This window comes from Pseudomonas sp. 6D_7.1_Bac1 (assembly GCF_025465945.1).
Taxonomy (GTDB): domain Bacteria; phylum Pseudomonadota; class Gammaproteobacteria; order Pseudomonadales; family Pseudomonadaceae; genus Aquipseudomonas.
In genome coordinates, this window is the sequence record NZ_JANLNW010000050.1 from 57,229 (window position 1) to 78,965 (window position 21,737).

The 21,737-nt window shown below is 59.8% G+C and carries 20 protein-coding genes and 1 pseudogene; 8 read left to right on the forward strand and 13 right to left on the reverse strand.

Translation table 11 applies throughout. The features are described from left to right. Positions 1 to 13: 13 nt before the first annotated feature. The 5 genes from NTD87_RS11140 to NTD87_RS11160 form a co-directional block, all read right to left on the reverse strand. Positions 14 to 547, reverse strand: a complete 534-nt coding sequence (locus NTD87_RS11140) for a C40 family peptidase (RefSeq protein ID WP_262113941.1) — start codon at positions 545 to 547, stop codon at positions 14 to 16. Between the two features lie 243 nt (positions 548 to 790). Beyond that, positions 791 to 1,411, reverse strand: coding sequence for a C40 family peptidase (locus tag NTD87_RS11145; RefSeq protein WP_262113943.1), 621 nt, complete (start codon positions 1,409 to 1,411; stop codon positions 791 to 793). A gap of 213 nt (positions 1,412 to 1,624) precedes the next feature. Next, complete coding sequence (gene hda, locus NTD87_RS11150; protein WP_054049492.1) at positions 1,625 to 2,329, reverse strand: DnaA regulatory inactivator Hda; 705 nt, start codon at positions 2,327 to 2,329, stop codon at positions 1,625 to 1,627. A 233-nt stretch (positions 2,330 to 2,562) separates the two neighbouring features. Beyond that, entirely contained in the window at positions 2,563 to 3,633 is a 1,071-nt protein-coding gene (locus NTD87_RS11155) for an AI-2E family transporter (RefSeq protein ID WP_262113946.1), read from the reverse strand. A 35-nt stretch (positions 3,634 to 3,668) separates the two neighbouring features. Then, on the reverse strand, positions 3,669 to 4,721 hold the full coding sequence (locus NTD87_RS11160; protein WP_262113949.1) for a DUF2066 domain-containing protein: 1,053 nt from the start codon (positions 4,719 to 4,721) through the stop codon (positions 3,669 to 3,671). Between the two features lie 385 nt (positions 4,722 to 5,106). Between NTD87_RS11160 and purM the strand changes: the two genes are divergently transcribed. The 4 genes from purM to NTD87_RS11180 all read left to right on the forward strand — a co-directional run bounded on the left by purM (position 5,107) and on the right by NTD87_RS11180 (position 7,979). Continuing rightward, the gene (gene purM, locus NTD87_RS11165) at positions 5,107 to 6,165 is read left to right on the forward strand and encodes a phosphoribosylformylglycinamidine cyclo-ligase (RefSeq protein ID WP_262113951.1); all 1,059 of its coding nucleotides are present in this window, start codon (positions 5,107 to 5,109) and stop codon (positions 6,163 to 6,165) included. Then, positions 6,165 to 6,815, forward strand: coding sequence for a phosphoribosylglycinamide formyltransferase (gene purN, locus NTD87_RS11170; RefSeq protein WP_262113952.1), 651 nt, complete (start codon positions 6,165 to 6,167; stop codon positions 6,813 to 6,815). Before purM ends, purN begins: the two co-directional genes overlap by 1 nt. 8 nt (positions 6,816 to 6,823) lie before the next feature. Further along, the gene (locus NTD87_RS11175) at positions 6,824 to 7,537 is read left to right on the forward strand and encodes a DUF3108 domain-containing protein (protein ID WP_262113953.1); all 714 of its coding nucleotides are present in this window, start codon (positions 6,824 to 6,826) and stop codon (positions 7,535 to 7,537) included. A gap of 262 nt (positions 7,538 to 7,799) precedes the next feature. Then, positions 7,800 to 7,979 carry a hypothetical protein gene (locus tag NTD87_RS11180; RefSeq protein ID WP_262113955.1) on the forward strand — a complete coding sequence of 60 codons (180 nt, stop codon included), beginning with the start codon at positions 7,800 to 7,802 and terminating at the stop codon, positions 7,977 to 7,979. Between the two features lie 77 nt (positions 7,980 to 8,056). Here the strand turns inward: NTD87_RS11180 and NTD87_RS11185 are convergent, their stop codons facing one another. From NTD87_RS11185 to NTD87_RS11215, 7 genes and pseudogenes are all read right to left on the reverse strand, one after another. Continuing rightward, positions 8,057 to 8,596 (reverse strand): DUF2058 domain-containing protein, encoded by a 540-nt coding sequence (locus NTD87_RS11185; protein ID WP_262113956.1) that lies wholly within the window; start codon positions 8,594 to 8,596, stop codon positions 8,057 to 8,059. A 25-nt stretch (positions 8,597 to 8,621) separates the two neighbouring features. Next, positions 8,622 to 9,455, reverse strand: a complete 834-nt coding sequence (gene mazG, locus NTD87_RS11190; protein WP_262113957.1) for a nucleoside triphosphate pyrophosphohydrolase — start codon at positions 9,453 to 9,455, stop codon at positions 8,622 to 8,624. Between the two features lie 177 nt (positions 9,456 to 9,632). Next, a complete protein-coding gene (gene relA, locus NTD87_RS11195) occupies positions 9,633 to 11,876 on the reverse strand; it encodes a GTP diphosphokinase (RefSeq protein WP_262113960.1) in 2,244 nt (747 codons plus the stop codon). A 123-nt stretch (positions 11,877 to 11,999) separates the two neighbouring features. Next, complete coding sequence (gene rlmD, locus NTD87_RS11200) at positions 12,000 to 13,352, reverse strand: 23S rRNA (uracil(1939)-C(5))-methyltransferase RlmD (protein WP_262113961.1); 1,353 nt, start codon at positions 13,350 to 13,352, stop codon at positions 12,000 to 12,002. Continuing rightward, the gene (cysM, locus tag NTD87_RS11205) at positions 13,352 to 14,254 is read right to left on the reverse strand and encodes a cysteine synthase CysM (protein WP_262113963.1); all 903 of its coding nucleotides are present in this window, start codon (positions 14,252 to 14,254) and stop codon (positions 13,352 to 13,354) included. Before cysM ends, rlmD begins: the two co-directional genes overlap by 1 nt. Positions 14,255 to 14,420: 166 nt before the next feature. Next, positions 14,421 to 15,221: pseudogene (locus NTD87_RS11210) on the reverse strand (sensor histidine kinase); the annotation flags it as partial. Position 15,222: 1 nt separating this feature from the next. After that, positions 15,223 to 15,945, reverse strand: coding sequence for a response regulator transcription factor (locus NTD87_RS11215; protein ID WP_262113965.1), 723 nt, complete (start codon positions 15,943 to 15,945; stop codon positions 15,223 to 15,225). A gap of 218 nt (positions 15,946 to 16,163) precedes the next feature. Between NTD87_RS11215 and NTD87_RS11220 the strand changes: the two genes are divergently transcribed. The 4 genes from NTD87_RS11220 (at position 16,164) to NTD87_RS11235 (ending at position 21,027) form a co-directional block, all read left to right on the forward strand. Beyond that, positions 16,164 to 18,914, forward strand: coding sequence for a response regulator (locus NTD87_RS11220; RefSeq protein ID WP_262113967.1), 2,751 nt, complete (start codon positions 16,164 to 16,166; stop codon positions 18,912 to 18,914). 203 nt (positions 18,915 to 19,117) lie between these two features. Next, entirely contained in the window at positions 19,118 to 20,107 is a 990-nt protein-coding gene (locus tag NTD87_RS11225; protein WP_262113968.1) for a 2-hydroxyacid dehydrogenase, read from the forward strand. Between the two features lie 81 nt (positions 20,108 to 20,188). Beyond that, complete coding sequence (locus NTD87_RS11230) at positions 20,189 to 20,623, forward strand: hypothetical protein (RefSeq protein ID WP_262113969.1); 435 nt, start codon at positions 20,189 to 20,191, stop codon at positions 20,621 to 20,623. Then, entirely contained in the window at positions 20,623 to 21,027 is a 405-nt protein-coding gene (locus NTD87_RS11235; protein ID WP_262113971.1) for an META domain-containing protein, read from the forward strand. Before NTD87_RS11230 ends, NTD87_RS11235 begins: the two co-directional genes overlap by 1 nt. Before the next feature lie 199 nt (positions 21,028 to 21,226). On the opposite strand, the gene NTD87_RS11240 is transcribed toward NTD87_RS11235, so the two are convergent. After that, complete coding sequence (locus NTD87_RS11240; protein WP_262113973.1) at positions 21,227 to 21,694, reverse strand: TlpA family protein disulfide reductase; 468 nt, start codon at positions 21,692 to 21,694, stop codon at positions 21,227 to 21,229. Positions 21,695 to 21,737: the final 43 nt, after the last annotated feature.

Consider the following 21,737-nt stretch of genomic DNA (forward strand, 5'->3'; position numbering starts at 1 on the left):
ACCTCAACAGCCCCTAGGGATTGTGCGCCAGATGTTCAGGCTGAATGACACGCTTGGCGCTCAGGTAGGCTCTCTGCCAATAGGCCTTGGACAAGCTGTCCAGCTTCACCGTACCACCCGTGGCCGGTGCATGCACGAAGCGACCTTCACCGACGTAGATTCCGGCGTGGCTGACGTGCGAGCCGCCATTGGTGGCGAAGAAGATCAGGTCACCGGTCTGCAGCGCCTCTTGGCCGATTTCCGGCGCTTGCATGCCGATCATCTCGCGAGTCGAACGCGGCAGGGAAATACCCGCTGCATCGCGGTAGACGTAGCCGATCAGGCCGCTGCAATCAAAACCCGAGTCCGGTGTATTGCCGCCCCAACGATAAGGCGTACCGACCAGACCCAGTGCGCGAATCAACACGTCTTCAGCGGCAGGCGAGAAAGATTGAGCGGGAGCAAAAACCGGAGCACGCACGACTTGAACAGGCGGCGGAGTACGGCTGGCGCAGGCGCTGAGCAGCGCTGCGAAGAAGATAAGTGCGAGGCGGGCCGACATCGTCATATACAGAGCATCCTGATCTGGCTGCGGCTTTCTCTGCCGAGAGACTGAAAACAAAACCGCGTAAGCAGGGCTTACGCGGTTAGTTAGTCAACAATAGATCAGGATTCTAGCGGCTACGCGCCAAACTTCAAGTAAGACTTTAAGTTGGGATTACAAATTGGAGGGTTATTGCAGGTGTCAGCGATTTTTTCGGTAACCGACGCCCGGGTATTGCACCCTGGGCGCCGTTGCTGCGGCTTCCGCTTATTTGCGCGCCGTGACCGTCGTTGGCGCCATGGCGAGTGCTCGCTTGGCTTCAATGAAGGTCTTGCTCCAGTAGCTGTCGCCCAGGCTATCGACCCGGACACCACCGCTGCGGCGGCTGCTGGAGTGGATGAACTGGTCATCGCCCAGGTAGATCCCGGCGTGACTGACGCGACCGCGACGACCATTAGTGGCGAAAAACAGCAAGTCGCCAGGCTTAAGGTTATTGCGAGAGACCAGCGGGGCATCCACGTTGATCATTTCGCGAGTGGAGCGCGGCAAGTTCATGCCAGCCTCTTCACGAAACAGATAACCGATGAAACCGCTGCAATCGAATCCGGCTTCAGAGGTACCACCCATACGGTAACGGGTACCGACCAGGGACAGACCACGTTCGAGGATGCTGTCGGCCAGAACTGGAAGCTGGTAAGGCTTGCGCCCAGCGAAATCAGCCAGTTCTTTTTCGGTAGCCAGTTCTTCCTGATAAATAACGGAAGACTGGGCAGTCGCTGAATTTTTAACCTGCTGATCGTTTTGTTGCGAGACCGGGGAATGAACCGCGCAACCAAAAAGCAGGGTGACAAGTGCGAGAGGCACGAGGGGTGCGAAGCGATTTAGCATGGGCACGACCGTGGCTGAAGTTGTAAAGAAGGCGAGACTATGCCTTCTATCGCCCTCATTTGCAAATTCAATCGATTCAAATGTGACTTATCGGTTTCTCGTTAACATCTAAGCGCTTAAGCCCATTTTAAATCTGCACGCGCAGCGAAAGTCTTTCCACAAGCGGGTTTTCTGACGCCTGGAATATGCCGAAACGCGCTACAGGCCGCAGTTTTACCAGCCCAGGGTTTCTTTGAGGAAGGGGATCGTCAGCTTGCGCTGAGCCTGCAGAGAGGCCTGATCGAGGCGCTCAAGGAGCTCGAACAAGGCACTCATGCTGCGAGTACCGCGAGTCAAAATAAAATGCCCGACTTCGTCGGTCAGGTGCAGCCCGCGACGCGAAGCGCGCAATTGCAGCGCGCGCAATTTGTCCTCATCGGACAGGGGCCGCATCTGAAAAATCAGCGCCAGGGTCAAGCGGGATTTGAGGTCAGCCAGTTTTACCGGCAACTCGCGTGGCGAAGTTGAAGCGGCGATCAGCAGACGCCGACCACTGTCACGCAGGCGATTGAACAGATGGAACAACGCCTCTTCCCAATCAGCCCGTCCCGCTACCGCCTGCAAGTCATCCAGGCAGACCAGTTCATACTGCTCAAGGTTGTCGAGAATTTCGATGCCGCGATCCAGCAACTCAGCCAACGGCAGGTACACCGCCGGCTCCCCCATCTGCTCGAAGCGCAAGCAAGCCGCTTGCAACAAGTGCGTACGCCCTACGCCATCCTTGCCCCAGAGATAGATCAGGCTTTCGGTCCAACCGGCGTCGGCTTCGCACAGCCGCTCGACATAGCCGAGTGCAGCGGCATTGGCGCCGGGGTAGTAGTTGATAAAGGTAGCGTCATCACGCAGACGCACACCTAGGGGCAGCTGAATCGGTTTCATGCTGACTGAACAGTTCCAAACGAACCGTTAGTGGCCTCTGTGTAAAGTTTGCAAAGTTTATACCCGTGACGCCGGCCGCACAATGCAGCAGACCATAAGCAAAATCAAAGGTTTGCGTGAACTTGCGGGTATCGGCGGGGTTTGTTTGACGGCGTATGTGACAGCCAGGAGTGCTCTACAGGCCTGCCCGGCAATGCGCCGGGCAACCTTTTGCGCTTAATCGACAGTGCTGATCATTCCGAATCTTCCACACCGCTGTACATACCCGAATCTTTATACAAATCATGCACATGGCGCACCAGCACCATGATCACCGCCGCCACCGGCAACGCCAGCAGAATCCCGGTGAAGCCGAACAGTTCACCGCCCGCCAGGATCGCAAAGATCACTGCCACCGGATGCAGACCAATCCGGTCCCCCACCAACAACGGTGTCAGCACCATGCCTTCCAACGCCTGACCGACCATGAACACCGCGACGATCCCGATCATCGGATACAGCTCCCCACCGAACTGAAACAATCCGGCGATCAATGCCGCGCCGATCCCGATCACAAAGCCCATGTACGGCACGATCGCTGCCAGACCGGCAATCAGACCGATCAACAGCCCCAGCTCCAGCCCGACCAGCATCAGGCCTGCCGCGTAGATCACGCCCAGCGCCAGCATTACCAGCAACTGCCCGCGAACAAATGCGCCGAGCACCTCGTGACACTCGCCCGCCAGTGCAACCACACGCTCTTCACGATTACGCGGCAGCAGGCTGCGGATCTTCGCCGTCATCAGGTTCCAATCGCGCAGCAAGTAAAAACTCACCACCGGGATCAACACCAGATTGGCCAGCCAGCCGATCAACGCCAGACCCGATGCCGTGGCCTGACTCAACACAACACCCAGGATGTCAGTGGTCTGCCCCATGTGTTCGCTGATCGCGGCCTTGACCTTGTCGAACTTCCAGAAACCATTCGCCAACCCGAGTTTCGACTGCGCCCAGGGCATCGCGGTGTGCTGCAACCAGTCGAGCATCTGCGGTGTCAGTTCGTACAGGCGAAACAGTTGCTTGGCCAGCATTGGCACCAACACCAGCAACAGTGTCATGACAATCAAGGTGAACAGCGTAAACACCGTGACCACGCCCCAGGTCCGCGACAGACCGAGCTTCTCCAGGCGATCCACCAGCGGGTCGAACAGATAGGCCAGCAACAGCGCCACCAGGAACGGCGTGAGGATCGGATGCAACAGGTACACAAATGCGCACAGCAGGACCACCCCACCAAGCCAAATCCAACGCCGCGTATCGGCCATGAACCACTCCAGCTTCTATATAAGGAAAGAAAAACCTACCAGCGGAAACTCAGCTGCGCTTTTGGCGCAGGTGCCGGGGCGGCCGCAGCAGGTGCCGAACCGCCGACCACTGGCTGAACCGGTGCTGGTGTAGCGCTCGCCGGCACCTCTTGCAACTTCGCCAGACTCAATTGTGCACGCAATTGGTCAGCACTGCCGTTGACTCGATAGACAATCCGGTCACCGTCGACGCTTTGCAGGCGCGCACCAAATGGCTCAAGCAAGCGCCCCAGCACCGCGTAGCGCTCCAGATTCATACCCTGTACCTCAAGCAACTGCTCAGTGGACGCTCCTGGCCTGGCAACAAAACGCGGCGCCAGACGCTGACTCACTGCCAGCAATACCGCATCGGCGACGGCAGCACTGTCGGCGCCCTGAGCACTGCCCTGCTCACGCTGGTTGCCCAGCCACAAATGCCACTTGGCCTGCCACTGCCCGCCCTCTTGATGCGCATGCACTGCCAGCAAAGCATCCGCGCCATAGCGCTCAGAGATCCCATGCAGCGGCGCCGGGTCATTGCCTTCAAGATTCGGCGCGGTGGCGACGATCTGCTCATTCAGGTCACCCAGTGGCAGACGCAACGGCAGACCGCGATGCTGGGCCGCACGCCGCAACGGCGCGGCACTGGCCTGACCGTCGCCCACCAGGCTTGAACCTTCGGTCGAATCGTTCAGCCACCAACCGAGGATCGACGGCCGATTGGCGCCCCACAAGGCCAGCCCGGCCTGACGCAGCGCTCGTTCGGTACTCACCGGATCGAAGTCAACTTGCAGACTTTCCGGCGGTCCGGCGTCGTAGCCATATCGGCTGATGATCTGCTGCGGGTCCTTGCGAATCGCCGCCAGGCCCGGGTTCTGAGCAGCCTTGTCGTCACCGGTCAGGCGCAGTACCAGGGTTTCCAGCGCACGCTGGGTAGCCTGATCGCGCTCTTCCGGGGCCTGACTGCTGACCGGCTCGCGAACTTGATAAAGACCGTTAACGGTTTGGGCGTGACTCGCCAGGCTGACCAATGACAAACAACCCGCAAAAAGAAATTTACACAGACGCATAGAGGATTCCCGACGACAAAAAGCGGCTGGAACAGACCGAGTGAACAGACTTGAGCAAGGCTGTGACCACTGGCTTGCGCAAAACATTCACGTGATCGATGGAAGTTTTCACTCTGTCATAACGATAGCCGGTTAACGGCTATACCTTATACAGCCACGAGCGAGCTCACCAGCACGGGCATTTTCGGTTTTTTTAACGCGATATGCCCCTGCCCGTCGGCCCGAGGATGGCCGCTGCCCCTCAAGCCTGATAAAATCGCGCGCCTTCGTAGACCGGCAACGGCTGGGTACTCTGAAATGCTTGCGCGGCAAACGCGCCACAATTATTTCAGCGCGCTCACCGGGCTCGGTCGTTACCCCTGAATCCCCCCTAAAGGCCTGGATCATGAGCAAGCAACCCTCCCTGAGCTACAAGGACGCCGGTGTAGACATCGACGCCGGTGAAGCATTGGTCGAACGCATCAAGAGCGTCGCCAAGCGCACTGCGCGCCCGGAAGTCATGGGCGGCCTGGGCGGTTTCGGCGCCCTCTGCGAAATCCCGGCTGGCTACAAGCAGCCCGTGCTGGTTTCCGGCACCGACGGCGTCGGCACCAAGCTGCGTCTGGCTCTGAACCTGAACAAGCACGACACCATCGGCATTGACCTGGTTGCCATGTGCGTCAACGATCTGGTGGTTTGCGGCGCCGAGCCGCTGTTCTTCCTCGACTACTACGCCACCGGCAAACTGAACGTCGACACCGCCGCTCAAGTCGTCACCGGCATCGGTGCTGGCTGCGAACTGTCCGGCTGCTCGCTGGTTGGCGGCGAAACCGCTGAAATGCCCGGCATGTACGAAGGCGAAGACTACGACCTGGCCGGCTTCTGCGTAGGCGTGGTCGAGAAATCGGAAATCATCGACGGCTCGAAAGTCGCAGCTGGCGATGCCCTGCTAGCCCTGCCGTCTTCCGGCCCGCACTCCAACGGCTACTCGCTGATCCGCAAGATCATCGAAGTGTCCGGTGCAGACATCGAAAACATCCAGCTCGACGGCAAACCGCTGACTGACCTGCTGATGGCGCCAACCCGTATCTACGTCAAGCCGCTGCTCAAGCTGATCAAAGACACCGGCGCCGTCAAAGCCATGGCCCACATCACCGGTGGCGGCCTGCTCGACAACATCCCGCGCGTCCTGCCAAAAGGTGCCCAGGCCGTGGTTGACGTTGCCAGCTGGCAGCGCCCCGCCGTCTTCGACTGGTTGCAGGAAAAAGGCAACGTTGACGAAACCGAAATGCACCGCGTACTGAACTGCGGCGTCGGCATGGTTATCTGTGTTGGCCAGGAGCACGTTGAAACCGCGCTGAACGTACTGCGTGAAGCCGGCGAGCAGCCTTGGGTCATCGGTCAGATCGCTACCGCTGCCGAAGGTGCTGCCCAGGTTGAACTGAAGAACCTCAAGGCGCACTGATGTCCGCCACCTGTGATGTTGTGGTGCTGTTGTCCGGCACCGGCAGTAACTTGCAGGCCTTGATCGACGACGCGCAGAACGCGGACAACCCTGTGCGCATTCGCGCCGTGATCTCGAACCGCGCTGATGCCTACGGCCTTCAGCGCGCCAGGGACGCGGGTATCGACACCCGCTCTCTGGATCACAAGGCTTTCGAAGGTCGCGAGGCCTTCGATGCCGCCTTGATCGAACTGATCGACGCCTTCCAACCCAAGCTCGTTGTACTGGCCGGATTCATGCGTATTCTCAGCGCTGATTTCGTCCGTCACTATCAGGGCCGCCTGCTCAATATCCATCCTTCGCTGCTACCCAAATACAAAGGGTTACACACTCATCAGCGAGCGCTGGAGGCCGGCGACACCGAACACGGCTGCAGCGTGCACTTCGTCACCGAGGAACTCGATGGCGGACCACTGGTCGTACAGGCAGTAATACCGGTAGAGTTGCACGATTCGCCGCAGAGTCTGGCGCAACGGGTTCACACCCGGGAGCACCAGATTTACCCGATGGCCGTACGCTGGTTTGCCGAGGGCCGACTGAGCCTTGGCGAACAGGGTGCTTTACTGGATGGTCAGTTACTCGCTGCCAGCGGTCACTTGATTCGAAACTAGGAGATTTTATGCGTCGCGCCCTGCTCTTCGCTTGTGCTTTGTTCGCCCTGCCCCTTGCGCAGGCGGCAGACCTTCAACCGTTCTCCGCCAGCTACACCGCCGACTGGAAGCAGCTCCCGATGAGCGGTTCGGCCGAACGCAGCCTGTCGAAAAATGCCAACGGCTCCTGGACCTTGAATTTCAAGGCCTCCATGCTGGTCGCCAGCCTGACCGAGGAAAGCACCCTACGCCTCGACAAGGACACGCTGCTGCCACAGACCTACCACTTCGAACGGGGCGGTCTGGGCAAAGCCAAGAAAATTGACCTGGATTTCGATTGGTCCACCAAGATGGTCACCGGTACTGATCGCGGTGATCCGGTCAAAGTGCCACTCAACAGCGGCATGCTGGACAAGTCCACCTATCAATTGGCCCTGCAGCGTGATGTGGCAGCCGGCAAGAAAAGCATGAGCTATCAGGTGGTCGAAGGTGAAGACATGGACACCTACGATTTCCGCGTGATCGGCTCTGAGAAAGTCCAGACCAAGGCCGGCTCGGTCGATGCAATCAAGGTCGAACGCGTCCGCGACCCGACACAGAACAAGCGCATCACCGAAATGTGGTTCGCCAAGGACTGGGGCTACATTCTGGTAGCCCTGCGCCAGGTCGAGACCGACGGCAAGGAGTACAACATCATGCTCCTGGACGGTACGGTCGACGGCAAGGCTGTCAAAGGCAGCTGATCCGCTAGAAATGAAAAGCCTCGCAATCGCGGGGCTTTTTTTCGTCTGTTGATTTGCGTCCAAGCCCTTGGAAACATGAAACTTCTGTCATGAAACCCTAAGCCCTGCGACCGAATGTCACGGCCTGCAAGGGCTGCGGGACTTTCTCAATTTCTGCAAAAGATCGTTACCGGTTTAAAGGATTTACTTAGCAAGCTAACAAAATATATAACAAAGGCCTGCACACGCCTTGCTGCAGATCAATTGAGATTGGAGCCAGCAGATGACTGTAAAAGTAACTGAACGCGACGATTCACATATGTCCCATGAAGGCGTAGCCACCGGTATCCGGATCTGGGACGTACATCAACAAGACATGCTGGTGGGGATGTTTCACTCCGAGAGTGACGCCCACAGCTATAAGGCCGAACTGGAAAATCTAGAGCAGAAACGCGAAGCCTGAACACCGCAATTACAGACTTGGAAAACGACAAACCCCGCCAATCAGCGGGGTTTGTCGTTGTTCCAGCGCCTAAAGGCTTACCACATCAGATCATCAGGGATCTGATAGGCCGCGTACGGATCGTCCGCATCGACTTCTTCGGTCTGGGTGTTCATCTGCACGATGCGCTGTGGATCGCGCTCCTGAATCTTCAGGGCCGCTTCACGAGGGATCACTTCGTAGCCGCCAGCGTGATGCACGATCGCCAGGGAGCCACTGCTGAGTTTGTTGCGCATCAGGGTGTTGACGCAGATACGCTTGACCTTCTTGTCGTCAACGAAGTTGTAGTAGTCCTCGGTGGTCAGCTTCGGCAGGCGCGAGACTTCGATCAATTGCTTGACCTGCGCGGCACGGGCCTTTTGCTCGGCCTTCTCCTGCTGCTGGCGATTGAGCTCCTGATCGCGCTTGACCTTCTCGGCCATGGCCTCCTGGGCCGCGCGCTGCTGGGAGTCATCGAGTTCGATCTGACCTTTATGGACCAGACGTTGCTGCTTCTGTTTGTCTTTGCCGACCTGTTTGGCCTGCTTTTGGTTGACCAGTCCTGCTTTGAGCAACTGGTCGCGAAGGGAAAGGCTCATGGTGCTTACTCACTTAGGCAACAGCTCAGCCGCAGCTGGGCAAATTCTTTTCCTGACGTTTGGCTTCGCCCCACAAGGCGTCCAACTCTTCGAGGGTGCAATCTTCTATGGGACGACGGGTGTCGCGCAATGCCTGTTCGATAAATCGGAAACGTCTTTCAAATTTGCTGTTGGCACCGCGCAATGCGGTTTCCGGATCGACCTTGAGGTGACGCGCCAGGTTGACCACGGAAAACAACAGATCGCCGACCTCGTCACTGATGGCCGCCGCGTCGTTATCCGCCATGGCTTCGAGCACTTCATCGAGCTCTTCGCGGACTTTATCGAGCACCGGCAACGCGTCCGGCCAGTCAAAACCCACTTGCCCCGCACGTTTTTGCAACTTGGCTGAACGGGAGAGCGCCGGCAGAGTCGCCGGCACATCGTCGAGCAAGGACAACTGTTCCGGTGCCAGGGACTTCTCGGCCCGCTCCTCGGCCTTGATCTCTTCCCAGCGCTGCTTGACCTGCTCTTCGTTGAGCCGCGGGATATCCAGCGGCGCGTACAGATCACCAGTCGGGAATACGTGGGGATGACGACGAATCAGTTTACGGGTGATGCTGTCGACCACCCCCATGAACTCGAAACGCCCCTCCTCCCGCGCCAGCTGGCTGTAATACACCACCTGGAACAGCAGATCGCCCAACTCACCCTGCAAATGATCGAAGTCACCGCGCTCGATAGCGTCGGCCACCTCGTACGCTTCTTCCAGGGTGTGCGGGACGATGGTCTGGTAGGTTTGCTTGATATCCCACGGGCAGCCGAACTGCGGATCGCGCAGGCGGTTCATCAAATGCAGCAAGTCTTGAAGGTTATACATCAACACCACTCGTGTTCGAAAACTCTGTAGCAGCTGGCGAAGCCTGCGTTCGGCCGCGCAGCGGTCGTAAAACCTGACAACGCGGTGCATCCGCCAGATCGCGTCGCCTGATGGGCGAGTCCTTCGGCCTCGAACGCAGCCTCGCGAGCTCGGCAGCTGCTACAGGGATAAGGTGGATCACGGCGTGCGGTTACGCCGGGTTTCAATGATGTTCGGCAACTGGGAAATACGCCCCAACAACCGCCCCAATGCGTCCAGACCCGGGATCTCGATGGTCAGGGACATCAACGCGGTGTTGTCCTCTTTGTTCGAGCGGGTGTTGACCGCCAGCACGTTGATCCGCTCGTTGAGCAGCACTTGCGAAACGTCACGCAGCAGACCGGAACGGTCGTAGGCACGAATGATGATGTCCACCGGATAGGTGAGCACCGGCACCGGGCCCCAACTGACCTGGATGATCCGCTCAGGCTCGCGCCCGGCCAGTTGCAGCACCGACGCGCAGTCCTGACGGTGAATGCTGACGCCACGGCCCTGGGTGATGTAACCGACGATCGCATCCCCTGGCAACGGCTGGCAGCAGCCGGCCATTTGGGTCATCAGGTTGCCGACGCCCTGGATCTGTATGTCGCCGCGCTTGCCGGGCTTGTAGCCGGTGGCTTTGCGCGGAATCAGCTCCAGCTGTTCGTTGCCGCGTTCCGGCTCGACCAGTTGCTGTGCCAGGTTGACCAGTTGCGCCAGGCGCAAATCGCCGGCACCTAACGCTGCAAACATGTCCTCGGCGGTTTTCATGTTGGCCTTGTCGGCCAGCTTTTCGAAATCCACCTGCGGCAGACCGAGGCGATTGAGTTCGCGCTCGAGCAGGGTTTTACCGGCGGCAACGTTCTGGTCGCGCGCCTGCAACTTGAACCAGTGAACGATCTTCGCCCGCGCCCGCGAGGTAGTGATGTACCCCAGGTTCGGGTTCAACCAGTCGCGGCTCGGGGTGCCGTGCTTGCTGGTAATGATCTCGACCTGCTCACCGGTTTGCAGGCTGTAGTTGAGCGGAACGATCCGCCCATTGATCTTCGCACCCCGGCAGTTGTGACCGATTTCGGTGTGCACGCGGTAGGCGAAGTCCAGCGGCGTTGCACCCTTGGGCAAGTCGATGGCGTGACCGTCGGGGGTGAAGATGTACACCCGATCCGGCTCGATATCGACCCGCAGCTGTTCCGCCAGACCACCGATATCGCCCAGCTCTTCGTGCCACTCGAGCACCTGACGCAGCCAGGAGATTTTCTCTTCGTAGTGATTGGACCCGGATTTGACGTCGGTGCCCTTGTAGCGCCAGTGCGCGCAAACGCCCAGTTCAGCCTCTTCGTGCATGGCGTGGGTGCGGATCTGCACTTCCAGTACCTTGCCTTCAGGGCCGATCACCGCGGTGTGCAACGAGCGGTAGCCGTTCTCTTTCGGGTTGGCGATGTAGTCGTCGAACTCTTTCGGGATGTGCCGCCACAAGGTGTGGACGATGCCCAGCGCGGTGTAGCAATCGCGCATTTCCGGCACCAGCACGCGCACCGCGCGCACGTCGTAGATCTGGCTGAACTCCAGACCCTTGCGCTGCATTTTGCGCCAGATCGAATAGATGTGTTTGGCCCGGCCGCTGATGTCGGCGTCGACGCCGGTGGCCTGCAATTCGTTCTGCAACTGGTTCATCACATCGCTGATGAACCGCTCGCGATCAAGACGCCGCTCGTGCAGCAACTTGGCGATTTGCTTGTACTGATCCGGCTCCAGGTAACGGAAAGACAAGTCTTCCAGTTCCCACTTGATGTGGCCGATGCCCAAGCGGTGAGCCAGCGGTGCGTAGATGTCGAAGACTTCCCGGGCGACCCGGTTGCGCTTCTCGTCATCGGCGGTTTTGACCGCACGAATCGCACAGGTGCGCTCGGCCAGTTTGATCAGCGCGACGCGCACGTCGTCGACCATGGCCACCAGCATCTTGCGCAGGTTTTCCACCTGGCCCTGGGTACCGAGCACCAACGACTGGCGCGGGCTCAGACTGGCGCTGATCGCGGCCATGCGCTGCACGCCATCGATCAGTTTGGCGACCACCGGACCGAAGCGCTGGCTGACGGCCGGCAGCTGGATATGACCTTCGCGTACGCCACGGTAAAGAATCGCCGCGACCAGCGAATCCTGATCGAGCTTGAGGTCGGCGAGAATTTCCGCGATCTCAAGGCCCGTACGAAAACACGACGTACCTTCGGACCAGAGATTCTTCGCCGCATTGTCTTGCTGTTCGGCCTGGCGAGCGAACTCGCAGGCTTCTTTCAAGGCTTCGCGATCCAGTGCCGGATCGACACTGACCGCATGATCGAGCCAAGCCTCGAGATTGATACTGCCGTCGGTATTGATCGGCTGGTGTGCTCTCACCTGTACCATCTTGCTTACCTTCCCTACGACGCAGATTCAATGCGTCAAATCGCTGACCTTCGTTACCCATGCGCCCCCGCTGGGCTGACGCGGTTGATGCATGGGCGGTCTAGTCGGATCAGACGAGCCATCCTAGCTCGCTTCAAATAACGCCATGGCCTCGACATGTGCCGTCTGAGGAAACATATCGAGGATCCCGGCACGTTTTAACCGGTAGCCCTGCTTGATCAATTCGACTGTGTCGCGCGCCAAAGTTGCCGGGTTGCACGACACATAAACCAACCGCTTGGCGCCCAGGGATGCGAGCGTGCGCACCACCTCGAAAGCACCGTCACGCGGTGGGTCCAAGAGTACCGCAGAAAAGCCCTCGCTGGCCCATTCGGCATCAGCCAATGGCTGGGATAAATCGGCCTGAAAAAACTTCGCGTTATGCAGATTGTTGCTAGCGGCATTCGCAGCGGCGCGCTCGACCATGGTCTGCACGCCCTCCACCGCCACCACTTCACGGACTTTCTGCGCCAGCGGCAAGGCAAAGTTACCCAAGCCGCAGAACAGATCGAGCACGCGCTCGTCAGCTGCAGGTTTCAGCCATTCCAGCGCCTGGGCGACCATCGCTTCGTTGACCCCGGCGTTCACCTGAATGAAGTCACCCGGACGATACGCCAGTTCAAGATTCCACGGCTCGAGTCGGTAACCCAACGCCTGATCGGCGTCGACCGGTTGCGGCTCGCCTTCGCCATGCAGCCACAATTGGGCGTTATGGAATGCGCAGAATTCCTTGAGGATGCTCAGGTCACTTTCAGACAATGGCGCCATGTGCCGCAGCAACACTGCCAGGGATGAACCGGCGAACAATTCCACATGACCCAACGCCTGAGGCTTGCTCAAACGCCGAAGCATTTCCGGCAAGCGGCTCATGATCGGTTGCAAGGGCTGTACCAGCACCGGGCAATCGTTGATGCCGACGATGTCCTGACTTCCTGCGGCGCGAAATCCGACTTCGAGTTTTTTCGCCTTCACGTCCCAGCGCACCGCCACTCGGGCGCGACGTCGGTAGGCGAACTCAGGACCGCTTAACGGTGCGGCCCACTGCTCGGGCTCGACACCGGCCACCCGCGACAACTGCTCGGCGAGCATGCGCTGTTTCAGGGCGAGTTGTTCGTTGTGGGGCAGATGCTGCACGCTGCAACCACCGCAGCGCCCGGCATGGGCGCACGGTGCCGGGCGACGCAATTCATTGGCCACGAAGACGCGCTCGGTGCGCGCCTCGACGACTTTGCCGTGAGCGCCCAGCACTCGCGCCTCGACGTCTTCACCGGCCAAAGCACCGATGACGAACCAGGTACGACCTTCGAAAAACGCGATACCGCGACCGTCGTTGGCCAGGCGCTCAATGGTCAAGCGCTGCTTTTTGCCGGTCGGGACTTGCGGGGCCTTGCTGCCGCCAGTGGGCTGGAAGCGCAGGCCTCTCTCTTGCTTGGCCATCAGTTGGGCGCGTCGAAAATGCCGGTCGACAAGTAACGGTCGCCTCGGTCACAAATGATCGCGACCATCACCGCGTTTTCGACTTCTTTGGACAGGCGCAACATCGCTGCCACCGCACCGCCCGAGGACACACCACAGAAAATGCCTTCTTCACGCGCCAGACGACGGGTCACGTCTTCGGCTTCGCTTTGGGCCATGTCGACAATCCGGTCAACCCGTTCGGCTTGATAGATCTTCGGCAGGTATTCCTGCGGCCAGCGACGGATACCCGGAATCGCCGAACCTTCCATGGGTTGCAGACCGACGATCTGCACCGTGGAGCTCTGCTCCTTGAGGTAACGCGAAACACCCATGATGGTGCCCGTGGTCCCCATGGAGCTGATGAAATGGGTGATGGTGCCCTGGGTCTGGCGCCAGATTTCCGGGCCAGTGCCGGTGTAGTGCGCTTCAGGATTGTCGCCGTTGGCGAACTGATCGAGCACCTTGCCACGGCCCTCAGCCTGCATCCGTTCGGCGAGGTCGCGAGCACCTTCCATGCCCTCTTCCTGAGTCACCAGAATCAGCTCGGCGCCATAGGCAGTCATCGCAGCCTTGCGCTCGGCACTGGAGTTGTCGGGCATGATCAGGATCATCTTGTAACCCTTGATCGCCGCGGCCATGGCCAAGGCAATCCCGGTATTACCGGAGGTCGCCTCGATCAGCGTATCGCCGGCGTGGATCTGCCCACGCAGCTCGGCACGGGTAATCATCGACAGCGCCGGACGGTCCTTGACCGAACCCGCCGGGTTATTACCCTCGAGCTTGAGCAGCAGGGTGTTGCTGGTGGCGCCAGGCAGGCGCTGCAAACGAACCAGCGGAGTGTTGCCGACGCAATCGGCGATGGTTGGGTACTGCAAGGTCATGGCGTATTCGCAATCCAGACTGCGGGGGCGCCCATCATACCGGCAAACGCGCGCAGGCCATATCACGCAAAGTATGGGGCTTATGGTTTATGGGAATAAGCCACGCCTTGTGCTGGATGGGAGGGCCTCTTCGCGGGCAAGCCCGCTCCCACAGGGTCCGCGCTGTTCACACTTTCTTTGTGTGTAACCGTTCCAATGTGGGAGCGAGCTTGCTCGCGAAGGCGTCGTCACTGACGCCATCAAGATCAGCCAACAAGCGCATATTGAGCCGCAACCCCTGCCCCGCATTCTCCGCCCACAAACGTCCGCCCTGGCGCTGCACCGCGTTGCGCGCGATGCTCAGGCCCAAGCCAAACCCGCCATTGCCGGGGCGTGAGCCGTCGAGTCGGGTGAACGGGTCGAAGATCCGTTGCAGGTCGTGTTCGGCGACGCCGCCGCCCTGGTCTTCAAGCCACAGATGCCAGTCATCGCCATCGCGCAGGCCATCGAGGCGCACGATGCCACCGGCCGGAGAATGGCGGATGGCGTTGCGCAGGATGTTTTCCAGCGCCTGGGCCAAGGTATTCAAGTGGCCACGAACCCAGCACGAAGCATCCACCGCGCAGTGCAGTTGCTCGGCGGGCCAACCGCTTTCGTAGCAGGCATTTTCCGTGAGCATTTCCCAAAGGGCCTGAATCTGGATTGCCTCATCCGGTAAGGGTGCGCGTTCGGTGTCGAGCCAGGCCAGTTGCAGAGTGTCCTCTACCAGCCGTTGCATGCCATCGACTTCCCGGCCGATCCGCTCGCGCAGTTGCAGCAGGTCCTGCTCGCTTTCGCTGGCCACCCGCAGACGGCTCAACGGTGTGCGCAGCTCGTGGGACAAGTCGCGCAGCAATTGTTGCTGCAAGGCCACGGTGCTTTGCAGGCATTCGGATATTTGATCGAAGGTGCGGGTCTGTTCACTCACGTTGTTCAAAGGCACCACCAGGTCAGGCCACTTCATCAAGCGCACTCAACACATAGCCCTTGCCCCAGACCGTGCGCACTTCGCGCTCGCTGTAGCCGATGGCCTTGAGTTTGCGGCGGATCTGGCTGATGTGCATGTCCAGGCTGCGGTCGTGGGGAGCGTAGCCGCGTTGCAACACCTGCTGGTAAAGGAAGGCCTTGCTGAGCACTTCATCACCATTGCGGTTCAGGGTTTCCAGCAGCCGGTATTCGCTGCGGGTCAGCCCGGCCCACTGCGCACCATAGTGAACATCACACAGCTCATCGTCGAAACGCAGGCTGTGAGTGTCACCGCTGACCAATGGCGGCATATGCCGACGGTCCAGGGCCACCCGCCGCAGGATGGCTTCGATGCGCACCCGCAATTCGGCCATGCTGAAAGGCTTGGGCAGGTAGTCGTCGGCGCCCAGACGAAAGCCGCTGATGCGATCCGCTTCAGCACCCAACGCCGACATCAGTAGCACCGGGGTGGAGTCGCTGGCCCGCAAATTGGTCAATACCGCCAACCCATCCATTCCCGGCAGCAAAATATCCATCAGTACGACATCGAAGGCTCGCTTGCGAGCCATCGCCAACCCGTCCTTGCCGTTCTGGCACCAGGTCACCTGAAAACCACAGCGCCCCAGATGCTCATGAACATAGGCGCCGAGTACGAGGTCGTCTTCAATGGCCAGGATACGCGGGGGCCCAACTGATACGGGAGTCATTAGCTTCTGCAAGTCATTCTCAATCACTGATTATTCAAGATTGCCCGGCCGTGAGCAACCCGCGACTTTCGCAGCAAGCCCCCATGACGCTTAAACCGTCACAAAGCGCTGGATAATTTGCCGAGATTGCCCGCAAGCAAATCGCTACACTGCGCGGGTAGCGCGTGCCGGATGCACGCATAGGTCATCTATAAACAGCGTGATAGCAGGAGAGTGACGTGCTGAAGAAACTGGGGATCAAAGGTCGCGTTTTGTTACTGACCTTGTTGCCGACCAGCCTGATGGCTCTGGTTCTGGGCGGCTACTTCACCTGGATGCAGCAGTCCGACCTGCAAACCCAACTTCTGCAACGCGGCGAAATGATCGCCGAACAACTGGCACCTCTGGTCGCCCCGGCCATGGGCCACAAGAACGACGACCTGCTGGAACGCATCGCTACCCAGTCGCTGGAGCAACCGGATGTGCGCGCGGTGTCGTTCCTTGCACCGGACCGCACGCAACTGGCACACGCCGGCCCGCTGATGCTCAATCAGGCGCCCACCGGCGACAGCAAGCACATGCTGCAACGCACTGGCAGCGACGCCACTCGTTACCTGTTGCCGGTGTTTGGCAAGCATCGCAACCTGGCCGGCGAACTGATCCCTGATGAGTCCGATCGCTTGCTGGGTTGGGTCGAACTGGAACTCTCCCACAACGGCATGTTGCTGCGCGGTTACCGCAGCCTGTTCGCCAGCGTGCTGTTGATCACCGCAGGTCTGGTCGGCACCGCGCTGTTGGCGTTGCGTATGGGCCGCACCATCAATACACCGCTGAACCTGATCAAACAGGCCGTGGCGCAACTCAAGGACGGCCAACTCGAAACCCGCCTGCCACCGCTCGGCAGTCAAGAGCTGGACGAGTTGGCTTCGGGTATCAACCGCATGGCCAGCACCCTGCAAAATGCCCAGGAAGAATTGCAGCACAGCATCGACCAGGCCACAGAAGACGTCCGGCAGAACCTGGAAACCATCGAGATCCAGAACATCGAGTTGGATCTGGCGCGCAAGGAAGCCCTGGAGGCAAGCCGGATCAAGTCCGAGTTCCTCGCCAACATGAGCCACGAGATCCGCACACCGCTCAACGGCATCCTCGGTTTTACCCACTTGCTGCAAAAAAGTGAACTGACGCCGCGTCAGCTCGACTATCTGGGCACCATCGAAAAGTCCGCCGACAGCCTGCTGGGGATCATCAACGAGATTCTCGACTTCTCGAAAATCGAAGCCGGCAAACTGGTGCTCGACAGCATTCCGTTCAACCTGCGCGATCTGCTTCAGGACACACTGACCATCCTCGCCCCCGCCGCCCACGCCAAACAGCTTGAGCTGGTCAGTCTGGTTTACCGCGACACCCCGCTTTCTCTGGTCGGCGACCCGCTGCGGCTCAAGCAGATCCTCACTAACCTTGTGAGTAACGCGATCAAGTTCACCCGCGAAGGCACCATCGTCGCCCGCGCCATGCTTGAAGAAGAACACGAAGACAGCGTGCAGTTGCGCATCAGCATTCAGGACACCGGCATCGGCCTGTCAAATCAGGACGTGCGTGCGTTGTTTCAGGCCTTCAGCCAGGCCGACAATTCGTTGTCCCGGCAACCGGGCGGCACAGGTCTGGGGCTGGTGATTTCCAAACGTTTGATCGAGCAGATGGGCGGCGAGATTGGCGTCGACAGCACGCCGGGTGAAGGCTCGGAATTCTGGATCAGCCTGAGCCTGCCGAAAACCCGCGACGATGCCGAAGACCTGCCGGCACCACCGTTGCTCGGACGGCGCGTTGCAGTGCTGGAGAACCACGAACTGGCACGCCAGGCCTTGCAGCATCAGCTGGAAGACTGCGGCCTGGAAGTGACACCGTTCAACACCCTGGAAAGCCTGACCAATGGCGTCACCGGCGCGCATCAGACCGACCAGGCGATCGACCTTGCAGTGCTAGGCATCACCTCCAACGACATGCCGCCGGAGCGGCTCAATCAGCATATCTGGGACCTCGAACACCTGGGCTGCAAAGTGCTGGTGCTGTGCCCGACCACTGAACAGACGCTGTTCCATCTCTCGGTGCCCAACCCCCACAGCCAATTGCAGGCCAAACCGGCCTGCACCCGCAAGTTGCGCCGCGCGCTGTCGGATCTGGTCAACCCGCGTCAGTTGCGTAACGATCCGGGTGAGCCGGTTTCCAGTCGCGCGCCCAAAGTACTCTGCGTCGACGACAACCCGGCCAACCTGCTGCTGGTGCAAACGCTGCTCGAAGACATGGGCGCCAAGGTGCTGGCGGTCGAAAGCGGTTATGCGGCGATCAAGTCCGTGCAAACCGAAGCCTTCGACCTGGTGCTGATGGACGTGCAGATGCCTGGCATGGACGGACGTCAGAGCACCGAAGCGATTCGCCAATGGGAAAGCGAACGGCATTGCACACCGCTGCCGATCGTCGCCCTCACCGCGCACGCCATGGCCAACGAAAAACGCGCCTTGTTGCAAAGCGGCATGGACGATTACCTGACCAAGCCCATCAGCGAACGCCAATTGGCGCAGGTGGTGTTGAAGTGGACCGGGCTGGCCCTGCGTAATCACGGTCCGGAGCGGGCCGACGCCTATGGCAACACCAGCGACCTGCTGGTGCTCGACCCGGATGAAGGCCTGCGCCTGGCGGCCGGTAAAGCCGATCTGGCGGCCGACATGCTGGCGATGTTGCTGGCCTCGCTGGAAGCCGACCGCGAGGCGATTCGCGTCGCCCGTGAAAGCAATGACCAGAATGCCCTGATCGAACGCGTCCACCGCCTGCACGGCGCAACGCGCTACTGCGGTGTTCCGCAACTGCGCGCCGCTTGTCAACGCAGTGAAACCCTGCTCAAGCAACAAGACCCCAAAGCCCTGGTGGCGCTGGAAGAACTTGAGCGGGCGATCAACCGTCTGGCCTCGCAAGCGCGTATCGGCGCCTGACCCAGATCAATAGCGCTGGGCGCCACAAAGGCTAATGTAGCAGCTGCCGAAGGCTGCGTTCGGCGGCGCAGCCGTCGTGAAATCAGCTACTTCGGTCTTTCAGGTAAACCGCGTATGCCGGGTTTACGACGGCTACGCCGCCGAACGCAGGCTTCGCCAGCTGCTACAAAGGCGTGAAGACGTGATATTTCCAGGAGGACACGATGCGCACGATTCTCTTCAGCAGCCAGACCTACGACCGCGACAGCTTCCTCGCAGCCAGGCTGCCCGCCGGTATCGAATTGCACTTCCAGTCCACGCGACTGAGCCTGGACACAGCGGCGCTGGCCGAGCGACATGAGGTGGTCTGCGCCTTTATCAATGACGACCTCAGCGCGCCGGTGCTTGAACAACTGGCCGCCGGTGGCACGCGACTGATCGCCCTGCGCTCGGCCGGTTATAACCACGTTGACCTGGCTGCGGCCAAACGCTTGGGCTTGAGCATCGTGCGCGTACCGGCCTACTCGCCCCACGCCGTGGCCGAACATGCGGTGGCCTTGATCCTGGCGCTCAACCGACGCCTGCACCGCGCCTATAACCGCACCCGCGAAGGCGACTTCAGCCTGCACGGTTTGACCGGTTTCGATCTGTTCGGCAAGACCGTCGGCGTGGTCGGCACCGGGCAGATCGGCGCCACGTTCGCGAAAATAATGGCCGGGTTTGGCTGCCAGTTGCTGGCCTGCGACCCCTTCCCCAATCCTGCCGTCCAGGCCCTTGGCGCCCGTTACCTGCCGTTGCCGGAACTGTTGGCCGAAGCGCAGATCATCAGCCTGCATTGCCCGCTGACCGCCGAAAGCAAACACCTGATCAATAGCCAGTCACTGGCGCATCTGCAACCCGGCGCCATGCTGATCAACACTGGGCGTGGCGCTCTGGTGGACACGCCGGCGCTGATCGAAGCACTGAAAAACGGTCAACTGGGCTATCTGGGGCTGGACGTTTATGAAGAAGAAGCGCAGCTGTTCTTCGAGGATCGCTCCGACCTGCCGTTGCAGGATGATGTGTTGGCGCGGTTGTTGACCTTCCCCAACGTGATCGTCACCGCGCACCAGGCCTTCCTGACCCGCGAAGCATTGGCCGCGATCGCCACCACCACATTGCAGAACATCACCGATTGGGCTGCCGGCACCCCACACAATCAGGTCGAAGGCTGATTTGGTCTGATCGAAGGTCGCAACCATGGGCCATGCCTGATTCATTCGCGTGCTAGCATATCGCGCATATTTGGAGGACCCATGGTCGAACACGATTTCCGCTACAGCCTGATGAACCCGCAACACACCCTGACCGAATGCCGCGCTCTGACGCCGGGGCGTTATCAAGTCACCGGCAACGGCGGCTCGATCCGCGCCGATGACGTGCTACTGGTCACCCTCAAAGGCAGCAAGGACTTGTCCATGCGCCTGACCGTTGAAAACGTTCGCCACCTGCTCAAGCCCATGGGCCAATGGGTGGCAGTGGCCAGTGGTCCGGTGTTTGGTGAGTTGGCGATCCACAACTGGCAAGTGAACTGCGACAGCTGCGCCAAGGAGTTGAAGTTCGAGTTCGCGGTCGATGCCAAGCTGGGCAACAAGGCAGAAAAACCGGCCGCCACTACGCGGATCAGCGAACTGGGCTGGACCACGGCCGGCGAAAAGCACCTGTGCCCGAAATGCCAGGAGCCGGCGTAATGAAACACCTCGTTCTGGCCGGGATGGCCAGTACTGGCCTGTTGGGTTGCGCCGCTGAGCCGGTGCAGTTGCAACAGGACCGCAGCTACATTCTGGAGTGGATCGGCGAGCGTCCGCTGATCGACAGCAGTCACCTGACCATCACCCTGGGTGAAGACGGTCGCGCCTATGGCAATGGTGGCTGCAACCACTGGTTCGCGCCCTACACCCTGGACGGCGACAAGCTGAGTTTCGGCAAAGTCGGCAGCACTCGCAAAATATGCGCCCCGGCCTTGATGGAACAGGAAAAACGCTTCCTGCAAGCACTGGAAACCGTGCAGCGCTGGGACATCTCGCCGATCGAGCAAATGCGCTTCTGGCCTGCCGAAGGCAAGCCGCTGCGCTGGTGGCTTGAAGAGGGTTAAACCCCTGATTTGAGGCGAACACCGTACCTGTGGGAGCGAGCCGGCTCCGGGCGGCGTTCCGACGATGACGGCATTACATTCAACATCAATGTTGACTGACCCACCGCTATCGCGAGCAGGCTCGCTCCCACAGGGATTGCCCTTAACTGACTGGCATTGGGGCTTGCCCCCTCGCCACAGGTGGGCGCTCAGCCCGCCGTCAATTGTTAGTCTGCAACGCCTTAAGCTTCGCCATCACCCCACCCGCCGTCTGCTCTCCCATCAACTGCTCACGCACCTTGCCTTTGTCATCGATGATGTAGGTCACCGGCAACGCCTCGCTGCGCGGCAAGTCGAAGTGGTCGGCCGGATCCTGGGCCAGCACAGTGAACTTGATCCCGAGTTTTTCACTGGCACTCTTGAGGTCATCGCCCTGCACGTTGTCGAAGTTCACCCCGAACACGTTGATTTTCTGCCCCTTGAGTTGGTCGGCCAAGGTATTGAGCTCAGGAATCTCGGTACGACACGGGCTACACCACTCGGCCCAGTAATTGAGCACAAACCATTGACCGTCCAGGCGCCCGGACGCCACTTTCTGTCCCAGTTGATCAGTGCCGTAGTCATAGCCACAGCCGCCAAGCAGCAAGGTTGCGAAGAGGGCCAATGCTGCTGTCAGTCGCCTTGTCATGGGTAATGATCCTTACTCAAAAAATAGGTTCTGCTGCAACCCA